This is a genomic window from Dryocola clanedunensis subsp. sulfonylureivorans (genome assembly GCF_016756775.1).
Lineage (GTDB): Bacteria > Pseudomonadota > Gammaproteobacteria > Enterobacterales > Enterobacteriaceae > Dryocola > Dryocola clanedunensis.
Window position 1 is genome coordinate 21,085 of the sequence record NZ_JAERMU010000025.1, and the last position, 14,441, is coordinate 35,525.

At 58.0% G+C, this 14,441-nt stretch carries 5 protein-coding genes; 3 read left to right on the forward strand and 2 right to left on the reverse strand.

Going from position 1 to position 14,441, the window contains the following annotated elements; translation table 11 throughout:
* The first annotated feature begins 210 nt into the window (after positions 1–210).
* Positions 211–549 (forward strand): outer membrane protein assembly factor BamE, encoded by a 339-nt coding sequence (bamE, locus tag HYQ67_RS20230; protein WP_202306864.1) that lies wholly within the window; start codon positions 211–213, stop codon positions 547–549.
* A 229-nt stretch (positions 550–778) separates the two neighbouring features.
* Here bamE and HYQ67_RS20235 read toward each other — a convergent pair whose 3' ends face one another.
* Together HYQ67_RS20235 and HYQ67_RS20240 are read right to left on the reverse strand one after the other, a co-directional pair.
* Positions 779–1,072: an RnfH family protein gene (locus HYQ67_RS20235; RefSeq protein ID WP_202306866.1), complete on the reverse strand. Its 294-nt coding sequence runs from the start codon at positions 1,070–1,072 to the stop codon at positions 779–781.
* Positions 1,062–1,499, reverse strand: a complete 438-nt coding sequence (locus HYQ67_RS20240) for a type II toxin-antitoxin system RatA family toxin (protein WP_202306875.1) — start codon at positions 1,497–1,499, stop codon at positions 1,062–1,064. Before HYQ67_RS20240 ends, HYQ67_RS20235 begins: the two co-directional genes overlap by 11 nt.
* A gap of 154 nt (positions 1,500–1,653) precedes the next feature.
* Here HYQ67_RS20240 and smpB point away from each other — a divergent pair, with 154 nt between their 5' ends.
* Together smpB and HYQ67_RS20250 are read left to right on the forward strand one after the other, a co-directional pair.
* Positions 1,654–2,136, forward strand: a complete 483-nt coding sequence (smpB, locus tag HYQ67_RS20245; protein WP_202306884.1) for an SsrA-binding protein SmpB — start codon at positions 1,654–1,656, stop codon at positions 2,134–2,136.
* 735 nt (positions 2,137–2,871) lie between these two features.
* On the forward strand, positions 2,872–14,403 hold the full coding sequence (locus HYQ67_RS20250; protein ID WP_202306893.1) for a BapA/Bap/LapF family large adhesin: 11,532 nt from the start codon (positions 2,872–2,874) through the stop codon (positions 14,401–14,403).
* Positions 14,404–14,441: the final 38 nt, after the last annotated feature.

The following is a 14,441-nucleotide window of genomic DNA, read 5'->3' on the forward strand; positions in this document are numbered from 1 at the left end:
CGGCAGGGTAGCGGTTTATACCGCACCCTGTTCAAAAAACAAGCAGTCAGCCATCACTTTGCTCATTGAACAGCTTTTGAGCCAACTTTTTTAGCCTCTCACGGTCTGAGTTGAGCGCCTTAAGGTTTTAAACTGCGAAAAGGTTTATTATCATCGGCATATTACGAATGAGCCACGTGCTGCTCGGGCCCGAAAAGGAATCAAATCACTATGCGCTGTAAAACGCTGACTGCTGCCGCAGCGGTTCTTCTTATGTTGACCGCAGGCTGTTCCACTCTGGAGCGAGTGGTTTACCGCCCCGATATTAACCAGGGGAACTACCTGACACCGAATGACGTGTCGAAGATCCGTACAGGTATGACCCAACAGCAGGTTGCTTATGCCCTGGGTACGCCGATGATGAGCGATCCGTTTGGTACTAATACCTGGTTCTACGTTTTCCGTCAGCAGCCTGGCCATGAAGGTGTGACTCAGCAAACGCTGACCCTGACCTTCAACAGCAGCGGCGTACTGACTAATATCGACAACAAGCCGAAGCTGGAAAAATAATGCCCGGTTCGATGCAAATGAAAAAAGGCGCCTGAGGCGCCTTTCAGACTGATGACAAACCGAAAGCGAATGCGTTTCGCAAAGATCTCACCGAATAAATAACAAGGAAAATCAATTCATTGATTTTCGCCTGCTTATCACCAAGAAGGAAAAACCACGCTTTTTCCTTCTTGGTCAGCAATCTAAAAGGCGCCTGAGGCGCCTTTTTTATGCTTTCGATACGGGACAATTACGCTTTCTTCGCGGTTTTCTCGGCGCGTTGACGACGCAGCTCTTTCGGATCGGCGATCAGCGGGCGATAGATCTCGACCCGATCGCCGTCGTTCACCACATCCGTAAGTTTTACCTGGCGGCTGTAGATACCAACTTTATTTTTAGTCAGATCGATATCGCTACGCAGCTCAAGCAGGCCGGAAGCGATAATCGTCTGCTCCACAGTGCTACCTGCGGCCAGCAAAACCCGACGCAGATACTGTTTCTCCGGCAGCGCGTAAACCACCTCGACGCTAATCTCAGGCGACACTGTAAACCTCTTTCGCCCGCACGGTAAACGCCTGGACCATGCTGCCCGCCAGCTCTTTAAAGATGCGGCCAAACGCAAGCTCAATCAGCTTGTTGGTAAACTCGAAGTCGAGCTGAAATTCAATGCGGCAGGCCTCTTCGCTGAGCGGCGTAAATTTCCAGCCCCCCATCAGCGACTTAAATGGTCCATCGACCAGATGCATCAAGATGCTCTGATTGCTGTGCAGCGTGTTACGGGTAGTAAACGTTTTACTGATCCCCGCTTTCGACACATCAACCGCGGCGGTCATTTGGTTCGAAGAAGCATCAATAACCCGGCTGCCGGTGCAACCAGGTAAAAAGTCCGGGTAGGATTTCACGTCATTCACTAACTGATACATCTGCTCGGCGCTGTAGGGCACCAGGGCATTACGGCTGATCTGCGGCATAGCATTTCCTGTGGGTCATCCAACGCATAAATAATAACATTTATCCTCACGCAATGAAAAACTCTCGGCCCAGGGCATGCTAAGATATCTGCTTTCCGCCCGTGAGCTACGCGGGGTGTCTTTGAACTCTTGATTGCGTATACTGAGCAGCACTATGACGAAGAAAAAAGCAAACAAACCAGGCTCAGCCACCATTGCGCAGAACAAGCGCGCCCGCCACGAATACTTTATCGAAGATGAGTTTGAAGCGGGCCTTGTGCTGCAAGGCTGGGAAGTGAAATCTCTGCGTGCCGGGAAGGCGAACATCAGCGATAGCTATGTCATTATGATTGATGGCGAAGCATTCCTTTTTGGGGCCAACTTCATCCCGCTGAACGTCGCCTCAAGCCATGTTGTATGTGACCCGACGCGAACCCGTAAACTGCTGCTTAACCAGCGCGAACTGGAAAACCTCTACGGTAGCATCAGCCGTGATGGTTACACCGTCGTTGCTCTTTCGATGTACTGGAAGAACGCCTGGTGCAAGGTGAAGATCGGCGTTGCGAAGGGTAAAAAGCAGTATGACAAACGTACCGATCTGAAAGACCGCGAATGGGCAGTAGATAAAGCGCGTATTATGAAGCACGCCGGTCGATAAAATCTCTTCTCCTGGTCCTGCGCACAGGGCCAGGTTTTACTTCCCTGGTTTTACTCCCTTAATTTTAATGATATTGCATTGGGTATGCCCTGGTGCTAAATAATACCTCCCGTAAAACAACTATTAATTTCACTTAAATACCGCACTGGGAATATATGATATTTTATCTTTCAGCCTGACTTCAGATTGACGCACCCTGCATTTTTACAACTTCATTAGATTTATTCGGCTTCATACTTAAGTCGTAGCCTCACCTTCAGACACCAATACCCACACCCTTAACATCAGTATTAATCAACCGATTGCGAAGTATAACCCAAATCCCTCCAGCTGCTTTTTATTTATCAACACCCTTCAAAAACAACCAGATAGACACATGAAAACTTCTACAGCCTCATTGGCTCCTGTACACATTTTTATTCCGCCACTTTACACACCAGACACTTCACCACCACTTAACATTTAATTAAACACTACTTAATTTGCGCTTTGATTTATTCCTGTCTATATCATCAATACCCCTGATTGAAAAAGATAATACGTTATGATCCTTCGCGTTAAATAAACGCAGCCGCACAGCAGAAAATCAACGTTTATAAAGAGCCTAAAGTCAGCGTTTTTGCTGGCAGGATTCGTGCGCGCTTAATTTATCTGACGTTTATCCAGGGGAATCATTTGCTTATTTAGACTCAGTTCAGGACTACACCCACGTTCATCTCGAATGGAGTGATAACAATGCGTTCAATCTCGATTATCTCCAAACTAACCGGCGTCACAAGCAACGTTGAAGCCTCTGAAATCACACTAAATGCTCCATCAATTGTCGAGCTGAAAGCCGAACGCGCGGATATCGCCAGTATCGTTCGCTCGAATCAGGACATGATTATCACTTTACGGGATGGTCAGACCGTCACCGTCAAAAACTTCTATGCCTATACCGATCAGGGTGGTAACCAGCTTGTCCTTGAGGACAGCAACGGGGCGCTGTGGTGGGTACAGGACACGGCCGGCGGCTTCCACTTCGAGCATATTGCCAATATTGACGAACTGATGGTTGCCACGGGCGCGCACTCTGATGGCGGCGCCATCTGGCCCTGGGTGCTGGGCGGCGTGGCCGTGGCCGCGGGGATTGGTATTGCCGCCGGAAGCGGCGGTGGTGGTGGCGGTGGCGGTGGCGGAAGTGATGATTCAAATAATGGTGGTAATGGCGGCGGCGGCACCGGAGGCAATAACGGCGGCACCGGAGGTGATAACGGCGGCGAACCGGGCACATCAAACCCTGGCGGCGGATCTACCGCTGATACAACGCCTCCCACTGCACCAACGAATTTAGCCGTATCCGGGGACGGTAAAACCGTCACCGGTAGCGCAGAGCCAGGCAGCACCGTAACCATTAAAGACGGTAACGGGAACGTCATTGGTACAGGTACCGCGGGCAGCGACGGCAGCTTCAGTATTCCGGTAACGACGCCACAAATCAGCGGCGAAACGCTGGACGTGTCTGCTACCGATAAAGCAGGCAATACTGGCCCATCGGGTACGGTCACCGCGCCGGATATCCTCCTGCCCGCCACGCCAGAAATAGCCAATATCATCGATGATGTCGCGCCAATTGCCGGCATCACCGCCAAAAATCAGCAGACGAACGACAGCACACCTACCCTACAAGGTTACGGCACCGCCGGTTCAGTTGTGCATATCTACGATAACGGCAAAGAAATCGGCACTGCCGACGTGAACGCTCAGGGTAACTGGAACTTCACGCCGGGCAAGCCGTTAACCGACGGTAGCCATGCGTTTACGGCTGTCGCGATCAATGCTAAAGGGGAAAGCAGCCCATCGGCCAGCTACATAATCACCGTTGATACCACGGCCCCGGATGCGCCGACCGTCGATCCGCTGATGGATAATGCAGGTACGATTACCGGCCTGATAACCTCAGTAAACGCCACGGATGAAGCAAAACCAGTCGTCAGCGGCAAAGGTGAGCCGGGGGATATCGTCACCATTTCCGATAATGGCAAAGTCATTGCCACCCTCGAAGTGAACAGCGAAGGGAAATGGACATTCACACCGGCAGGCCCCCTTACCGATGGCCCACACAGCATCACGTTAGTGCAGACTGACCCGGCGGGGAATATTAGCTCTACCACTACTCTACCAACCTTTACTATCGATACCACGCCACCCGCAGCTGCCACAGATCTCGAAACAAGCCTTGACGGCACTAAAGTCAGCGGCACGGCAGAAGCTGGCGCAAGCATCAGCGTATACGACAGCAATGGCACCTTTTTGGGTTCGACAACCGTTGATGCAGGCGGTAGTTTCACCGCCCCGATCAAACCAGCCCAGACCCACGGCGGAGAGTTGACCATCAAAGTGGAGGATAACGCCGGGAACCAGGGACCGGATGCGACGGTTGGCGCTTCAACCTCAGGCTATCCAACCGTGCCGGAGCTGGTTAGCGTTAACGATAACGTACAGCCAACAACCGGCGAGTTAAGCAGCGGCAGCGCCACTAACGATCCCACGCCGACCCTGGTCGGTACAGGGGAAGCCAACAGCACAGTCACTATCTACAACAACGGCGTCAGTATTGGCACGGCCCCGGTAGACGTTGACGGGAACTGGAGCTTCACGCCAGCCTCCGACCTGACGGACGGAACCTACAACTTCACCTTCAACGCGACAAACGACAAAGGCACCAGCGGAACCTCGTCGTCCTTCACGCTGAGCGTTGACACGGCAGCTCCGACCGACCCGGTGGTGCAGGCGGTTTCCGTAGATGGGTTGACGGTGACCGGAACAGCCGAGGCGGGCAGCCAGGTCGCGGTTAAAAACGCAAACGGCGACACGATCGGCACCGCCACGGCCGACGGTAGCGGTAATTTTAGCGTGACGATTTCACCGGCGCAGACCAACGGCGAAGCGCTAACGGCCACCGCAACCGATAAGGCAGGTAACGCCAGCGGCGCGACTGATTTCAGCGCGCTTGATAACACACCACCAGCAGCACCAACTGACCTTGCCGTGTCGCCTGACGGCCTTCATGTTACCGGCACCGCCGAACCGGGTAGCACGGTCATTATCAAAGACGCTGATGACAAAGTCCTGGGCACAGGCCAGGCCGACCCCGTCACTGGCGCTTTCGATATCTCGCCGCTGAATCCGCCGCAAACTAACGGTGAAGTCCTGACGGTCAATGCTCAGGATGCTGCGGACAACCTAAGCCCGGACGGCAACGTAGTAGCCCAGGACTCCACCCTTCCTGAAGCCCCTAAAGACGTAGCTGTCTCCGACGACGGCACGACGGTGACGGGCACCGCCGAAGCGGGCAGCACCGTCACGATTAAAGACGATGATGGAACCACCATCGGTACCGGCAAGGCCAACGACGAAGGCAGCTTCAGCGTACCGATTACCCCGCCGCAGACCAACGGCGAAACCCTGGCTGTGACGGCAACCGACAAAGCGGGCAACACCGGCCCGGCAGCCGAAGCGACTGCTCCGGATACCACCGCACCGGATGCGCCCGTTATCACCGCCGTCATTGATAATGTAGATGCCGTTACCGGCAACCTCACCAACAACCAGCTGACTAACGACGACAAGCCCGAGATCAAAGGGACCGCTGAAGGCGAATCGATCGTTAAGATCTACGATAACGGCGTGCTGCTCACCACCATCGCAACTGACAGCACCGGCGCCTGGGATTACACCCCAACCACCGCGCTGGGCCAGGGTCTGCACAACCTGACCGTCACCGCTACCGATAGCCACGGCAACACCAGCCCTGCGGCATCGTTTAGCATTGTCGTCGATTCCGTGCTGCCGCTGGCGGCAACAATCACCCAGATTAACGACGATGTTGGCACGCTCACCGGCACAATTGGCAATAACGGCGTGACCAACGACCCGACGCCAACCTTGAGCGGTTCGGGCGAGCCTAACACCACTGTCAGCATCTACGATGGCAATACGTTACTCACCACGTTCACGGTCGATGACTCTGGCACGTGGAGCTACACCACGACGACCAGAAGCGACGGCGTACACAACTTCACGGTCACCGCATCGGATGCTGCTGGCAACACCACGCCGCGTTCGGATGTCTACACCATTACCGTTGATACCGGCATCCCTGCAACACCGGCGTTTACCAATGCGTTCGATAATGTTGGCACGGTGACAACTCCCCTGCTCAGCGGCGCGATTACCGATGATACCCGGCCACAGTTCAACGGCACGGGGGCTATTGGTTCCACCATTACGCTGTATGAAGGCGCAACGGCTATCGGCACCGCAGCCGTAGACGGCAGCGGCAACTGGACAATTACCCCTGCGCAGGCGTTAAGCGAAGGGGCACACTCGCTCACGGCCATCGCCTCTGACGCAGCCGGTAACGCCAGTCCGGCAGCAGGCTTTACCCTGACGGTGGATACCACCCCTCCTGGCGCACCGCAAATCCTTTTGGCGCAGGGGGATGTCGCCGGTACGCCTGCCGATATTACCAACGGTGGCAGCACGCAAAGCGGCGATCCGCTTCTCTCCGGGAAAGGCGAAGCGGGCGCGAAAATTGAGATCTTTGAGAATGGCGTCTCATTAGGCACCACTACCGTGCTGGGTGACGGCACATGGTCCCTCACGCCAGCACCGGCTCTGGGACAGGGCACACACACGCTGACCGCGGTCGCAACGGATGTTGCAGGCAACGCCGGTGTTCCTTCCACAGGCTTTACGCTGACGGTGGACAATGTGGTACCTGTCGCGCCACAAGCGCCGGTTATCAACGATGACCAGGCGCCAGGGTTGGGTACCGTCACCCCGGATGGTGAAACCAACGACACCACGCCAACCTTTACCGGAACGGGTACGGCTGGCGATACCATCACGATATATAACAACGGTACGACAGAGCTGGGCAGCGCGACGGTCCGTGCCGATGGCACATGGAGCGTCACGCCTGCCACGCCGCTGCCGGAAGGCACCTATAACATCACCGCGGTTGCGACGGACCCGGCAGGTAACAGTAGCCAGCCATCCAATACGGTCAGTTTCGATGTGGATACGTCGGCTCCTGATACGCCAGAAATTACGTTCGCAAACGATAATGTTGGCGATCTCACGGGCAACCAGATTAGCGGCAGCACTACCGATGACAACCTTCCTGCTTTCCAGGGGACGGGTAACGAAGGCGACACCATCACGCTGTATAACGGCACCAATGTTATCGGCACGACGGTCGTTGGCACGGGCGGGGTCTGGACGATTACCCCATCGACACCATTGCCTGATGGCGTCTACAGCCTGACCGCAACGGCCACAGATCCTGCGGGCAACGTCAGCCCGGTATCTAATACATTCGATCTCACCGTTAATACCACCGTTCTTACTGAGCCAGTTATCACGGCCATTGTAGATAACGTTGGCCCGATTCAGACGCCGCTGATCAACGGCAGCGTAACGGACGACACCACCCCTACGCTACAAGGCACGGGCGCTGTCGGCAGTACTATAACCATCTATGACAATGGTTCGGCAACCCCACTGGGCACAGCAACTGTGGGGGCAGACGGCACGTGGAGCTTCACGCCGGATCCCGCGCTTGGCGCAGGCCCTCACTCCTTCACCCTGAGCGCTACCGATGCAACGGGTAACGCGGTCGGGCCAACCGATCCTGTTGCTATCAATATTGATATCACGGCCCCGGATGCGCCAACCGTTACCACGCCGGTTGAAGATACCGGTACGCTTATCACCGGTACGGCGGAGCCGGGTAGTACCGTCATTATTAAAAACGGTGCAGGCGACGTACTGGGTACTGGTGTAGCAAATGACACTACGGGTGCCTACACCGTCACCATCTCTCCGGCACAAACCGAAGGTGGCAGTCTGACGGCAACCGCTCAGGACCCTGCGGGTAACCAAAGTGAACCAACCACCTTCCCGGCTGCTATTTCTGATATCCCTCACCCGCCTACGCTGGAAGTCCTTGATGACGTCACGCCGGTAACCGGTGATTTGACCAGCGGGCAAAGCACCAACGATAACCTGCCAACCCTGAGCGGCGTCGCGGAAGCCAACGCGACCGTTACGCTCTATATCGACGGTATCGCCCAACCAGCAATCACGGCAGACGGCGCGGGGGCCTGGAGCTATCAGTTCACCGCTCCTCTGGGCGATGGCCTGCACACCTTTGCCGTCAGCCAGACGGTGGGCGGGTTAACCAGCGGTATCTCACCGAACGTTGCCATTACCGTTGATACTGTCGATCCTACCGCCCCAACCATTACCGATGTCACTGACGACGTCACGCCGGTAACCAGCCTGCTGAACAGCGGTGATGCAACTAACGATCCGCGCCCAACAATTTCCGGGACCGGCGAGATTGGATCGACTATCAATGTTCTCAGTGATGGGGTCTCTGTCGGCAGCGTTGTTGTTGGCCCGACGGGAACGTGGAGCTTAATCCCTGGTGCCGACATCCCTGATGGACAGCATACCCTGACGGTAACGGCCACTGACGCCGCAGGAAACGCAACCGCCTCTTCCGCCGGGTTCGTGGTGAACGTTGATACTACCCTTCCAGCCGCGCCGGTCGTTACAGGCGCAAGCGAAAACGTTGGCGCGCCTGGCCCGGTAGTCTCAGGTCAGCCGACCAACGACACCACGCCAACCCTGACCGGCACCGCCGAGCCGAACGCCACGCTGACCGTCCGCGACAACGGCACAGTTATTGGCACCGCTAACGTCGACGGCACGGGTAACTGGACGTTCACGCCATCCCCGGCGCTGACGGAAGGCAGTCATAATCTGACGCTTACCGCCACCGACGCGGCAGGCAACGTTGGCCCCGCGTCCGCCGCATTCAACGTCGTGGTCGATACCGCAGCGCCGGTCGTACCGGTCATTACTGCGGTGATTGATGACCAGACCGTCATTGGCACCGACACGCCGCTGACTAACGGGCAGCTCACCAAAGACACCCTGCCGACGCTGAACGGCACCAGCGAAGCCAACGCCATTGTGACCGTTCGCGAGGGCACAAACGTTATCGGCACCACCACGGCGGATGGCAGCGGGAACTGGTCGTTTACGCCAACCGCCCCGCTCGGCCAGGGCAGCCATAGCCTGAACGTCACCGCCACCGATGCCGCAGGCAATATCAGTAGCCCATCCTCCGCATTCTCCTTTGTCGTGGACTCAGTGGCCCCGACACTACCGGCTATCGTGACGGTTACCGACAATACCGCACCGTCCACCGGGCCAGTCACCAGTGGCATCGCCACCAACGAAACTCGTCCGGCGCTGACCGGTACGGGAGAAGTCGGTGCGACTATCACCGTGTATAACGATGGCGCCGCCATCGGCACCACCACGGTGGGCGCGGGTGGAACCTGGAGCTTTACGCCAGCCGCCGCCATCGCCAGCGGTTCGCACACCCTGACCGTCACCGCCACGGATTCTGCCGGTAACATCAGCGCACCTTCCGCCGGGTTTAACCTGGTGGTGGATATCGCCGCACCGGTCGCGCCGACGATAACAACGGTGGCAGACGATGCGGGCACCGCCGTTGGCAACCTCACAAGTGGACAGACAACGGACGACGCCACGCCGAAACTCACCGGCACGGCGGAAGCCAACGCCACGGTTAACATTTACGACAACGGAACGCTGATTGGCACCGCGCCTGCGGACGGCACGGGGGCCTGGACATTCACGCCCGGCACCGCCCTCGGCAACGGCAGCCACATTTTTACGGCAACTTCTACCGACGTGGCGGGCAACGTCAGTCCGGCCACCGGCCCGTTCACGATTATTATTGATACCCAGGCCCCAACCTCGCCGGTTGTTATCCAGGCCTACGATGATATCGCCCCTGGCATTGGCGCTCTGGTCAGCGGTCAGACAACCAACGACAAGCAGCCGCTGCTGAGCGGGACGGCGGAAGCAAACTCTACCGTCACGCTGTACGATAACGGCACGCTGATGGGCACGGCGACCGTCAATCCGGCAGGGACATGGACATTTATCCCAACGACTGCGCTGGGTGAAGGAACCCATGTTTTCACCGCCACCTCCACCGATGCGGCGGGCAACGTCGGCGCGATTTCAGGAAGCTTCACGCTGGTTATCGACAGCGTTGCCCCGACCTTACCTGTGCTGGTCACGGTAGTGGACGACGTGGCGGGCGGCGTCTTTAACGGCCCGCTCACCAACGGACAGATCACTAACGATGCCCGTCCGACCCTCAACGGCACGGGTGAAACGGGCAGCACCATCTCCGTCTTCGACGGCAGCACCCTGCTCGGAACCACAACGGTAGTTAACGGCGCCTGGTCATTTACACCGGCCACGCCGCTGACAGCAGGTTCCCACACGCTCACCATTTCGGCGTCGGACACCGCCGGTAACACCAGTGCGGCTACGGCTGGCTTCACGGTGGTTGTGGATGCCAGCGCGCCAGCGACGCCAGCCATTACTTCGATTGTGGATGACGTAGCGGGTGGCGTATTTAACGGCTCGCTCAGCAACAACCAGCTCACCAACGATGCGCGCCCAACCCTTAACGGCACGGCGGAAGCGGGCTCTACGGTCAGCATCTACGACAATGGCCTGCTGCTCACCACCGTCACGGCCAACGGCAGCGGCAGCTGGACCTATACTCCAACGGCGGCGCTGTCTCAGGGGAATCACAGCTTCACCCTTTCCGCCACCGACCCGGCAGGCAATACCAGCGCAACCAGCCTGCCTGCGGCGATTGTGGTGGATACCGTGGCACCGGGCGCACCTACGGGTATCACGGTTAACGCCACGGGGACCAGCGTCACGGGGACTGCCGAAGCGGGCAGCACCGTCACCATCACCAGCGCAACCGGAACCGTTCTGGGTACGGCAACGGCGGACGGTACGGGTACGTTCACCATCGCCATTTCCCCAGCCCAGACCAGCGCCCAGCCGCTCTTGGCCTTTGCAACGGATGTGGCCGGGAACCTCGGGGTCTCCGCAGGCTTTACCGCGCCGTTCACCGGCGTGCCGGGAGTGCCACTTATCTCCAGCATTGTGGATGACACTAATCCGCAGGTTGGCACCGTGGCGAACGGGCTGAGCACCAACGACACCACGCCGACCATCAACGGGACGGCCGAGGCCGGGGCGACCGTTAACGTCTACAACAACGGCGTGCTGATGGGCACGACCAGCGCCAACAGCAGCGGCAGCTGGAGCTACACGCCAACCGGCGCGCTCGGCGAAGGCTCCCACGCCTTTACCGCCACGGCGACCAACGCCAACGGCACGGGCAGCTTCTCTTCTGCCGCAACGGTGATTGTTGATATTACGCCGCCAGCAATCCCGACTGCGGTTGTCAGCGCGGATGGCTCAACGGTCAGCGGGATAGCGGAAGCCAACAGCACGGTGACCATCACTCTGCCAGGCGGAGGAACGGTAACCGCCACGGCGAACGCCAGTGGGAATTACAGCGCCACGCTGCCGGTGCGCCAGATTGAAGGACAGCAGCTTTCGGTCAACGCGACGGACGCGGCGGGCAACACCGGCTCCTCACTGAACATTAACGCGCCTAAGCTGCCGCTGGCAGCGGACAACAACGTGGTGGATCTGGCGTTGACCTCCACCGCTACCGTGACCACCGAACATTACAACGATTACGGCGTGCTGCTGGTTGGCGCGCTGGGCAGCACGGCTTCGGTACTGGGTAATGACACCGCGCAGGTAGGCTTTACCATCGCCGACGGCGGCAGCGGCGCGGTCACCATCGACGCAGCGGCGACGGGCGTGGTGCTATCGCTGCTCAATACGCTGGAAATTGCAGTACAAAAATATGATTCAACGACCGGCACATGGAGCACGGTTTACGACTCATCAATGCCGCAGTTTGCCAACCTGCTGACCCTGGGAGCGAGCGGCGTCACCATGAACATCGCCGGGCTGAGCGGCGGGACTTATCGGGTGCTGAGCTACAACACCAGCCTGCTGGCGACAGGATCACTGACCAGCCTCGACGTCACCGTGCTGAAGTCCAGCGCGGGGACATTGAGCGGCACAACGACGCATCCAGGCAACGTGATCACCGATGTCGATCCGAACGGCGGGCAGGACAATGCGCCAACCGGAACGGTCGTCACCTCGGTCGCCAACGCGATGGGCGTCAGTACGCCGGTCGGCGCTGGCGGGGTAGATATTCAGGGGCAGTACGGCGTTCTGCACATTAATCAGGACGGCAGCTACACCTATACGCTGACCAGCACTTCACCGTCGGTCATTGGTCGTACGGAGAACTTCACCTACACCATCACCCACAACGGCGTGAGCGACTCGGCTCAGCTGGTGGTCACGCTCGGCAACCCGCTGCCTGCCAGCAGCGTCACGCCAACGGATAACACGGCGGCGCTGACCTACAGCACCGATGTTGAAGCGGTCAACCACGGGCCTTCTTCCCAAAGCGGCTTCTCGGTGGTTGGCGTCGGGCTGGGCAACGTGCTGAGCCTGAACGTGCTGGCCAACATGGCCAACCCGATAATCTTCGACGTGGATGAAGGCTCAACGCGAACCCTGACACTGCAGGCGAACGTGGGCGGGGTGGCGCTGCTGTCGACCTTCGACCTATATATTTACAAATTCAACGATATAACCCAGCAGTTTGAGCAATATAAGGTGGAGAAAACCTGGCTGACCGCGCCGCTGCTGGGCGGGCAGTCCGCGCAGCTCACCCTGACGCTGCCGGGCGGGGAGTACCTCTTCCTGCTCAACAACGCCAGCGGTATCACCGTGCTGACAGGCTACACGCTGAACATTCTGCAGGATCACACCTACGCCGTAGAAAGCGTCAGCGCCACTACGACGGGCAACGTGCTCAGCGATGATATTGCACCGACCGACAGCCACGTAACCCAGGTTAACGGCGTCTCCGTTGCTGGCAGCGGCACCACTACGATAAACGGGGAATACGGCACCCTGACCATCGATGCTAACGGCAACTACACCTACAAGCTGAACGCGGGCGTAGGGGCAGACAGCATCAAAACACCGGACAGCTTCGTCTACACGGTCACCGCGCCGAACGGCGATACCGGCGCCGCATCGCTGAACGTGACGGCAACGCCACGAACCGTTGACGCCATTGATGACACCAGCGCGCTGATGGCGGTCAGCACCGCGCAGGACACTGCGGCCTACTCGGATACGACCGTCGGAACGGCATCATGGAACGCCGCCCTTCTGTCATCCACCTCCGGCAGCGGCAGCGGCACATTTGTCGTCGACAGCAACGCCGTGCTCCACAACCCGGTGCTGCATTTCAGCGTCGTGTCCCTGCTGTCCCTGGGAGGATTATCGGTTAACTGGACGCTGAGCGGCCCGTCAGGGGTGGTGAAAACCGGTTCGTTTAACGGCGGGCTATTACTGGGCGGCGTGGCGAATGTCGATCTGAGCGGCACGGATCTCCAGGCTGGCACCTACACCCTGAGCTATACCGGCAACATGGGCCCCCTTGGCGTTGGGCGGATCACCGTCACGCCATCGGTGACCGGCACCACGCTGGATCTCGACAGCTATTCAACCCTCGCGGGCCACACCGTACATGGCAACCTGTATGACGGAACGGACGCTGCAGGTGCAGTAGATCAGCTGGGAACGGTTCATACGCTGATGACCATCACCGGCTACAACGGCAGCACCGCCACGCTGAACCCGGTCAACAGTGCCGACACCAGCGCCACCATTCAGGGACATTACGGCACGCTGCAAATCGGCGTTGACGGGGCCTACACCTACACGCTGAACAGTGGGATTTCGCCTGCGACAATAACCTCTAAGGAGACGTTCAACTACACCCTGAACGACCAGAACGGCCATTCGGACAGCGCCACGCTGACCATCAACATGAATCCGCAGTTTGTCAGCACCAACCAGAGCGACGTGATCAACGGTTCGGTGTATGGCGATACGTTGGTTTATCACCTGCTCAACAGCACGGATGCGGCGGGCGGCAACGGCGCGGATACGTGGAAAAACTTCAGCCTGGCGCAGGGGGATAAGATCGATATCCACGACCTGCTCACCGGCTGGAACGGGCAGCAATCCACGCTCGGTAACTACCTGAACGTGACCACCAGCGGTAACAACACGGTGGTCTCCATCGACCGCGACGGTACCGGCTCAACCTACCATTCCACCAACATTGTGACCCTGGAGAACGTCCATACCACGCTCGATGAGCTGGTGCAGCAGAACCACATTGTGACCTGAGTTAAACCAACAAAATCCCCGGGTGCAAAGACGCCCGG

Bases quoted from the DNA above. Each gene is read 5' to 3' on its own strand.
- bamE (WP_202306864.1), top strand. From the start codon at position 211: ATGCGCTGTAAAACGCTGACTGCTGCCGCAGCGGTTCTTCTTATGTTG.
- HYQ67_RS20240 (WP_202306875.1), bottom strand. From the start codon at position 1,499: ATGCCGCAGATCAGCCGTAATGCCCTGGTGCCCTACAGCGCCGAGCAG.
- smpB (WP_202306884.1), top strand. From the start codon at position 1,654: ATGACGAAGAAAAAAGCAAACAAACCAGGCTCAGCCACCATTGCGCAG.
- HYQ67_RS20250 (WP_202306893.1), top strand. From the start codon at position 2,872: ATGCGTTCAATCTCGATTATCTCCAAACTAACCGGCGTCACAAGCAAC.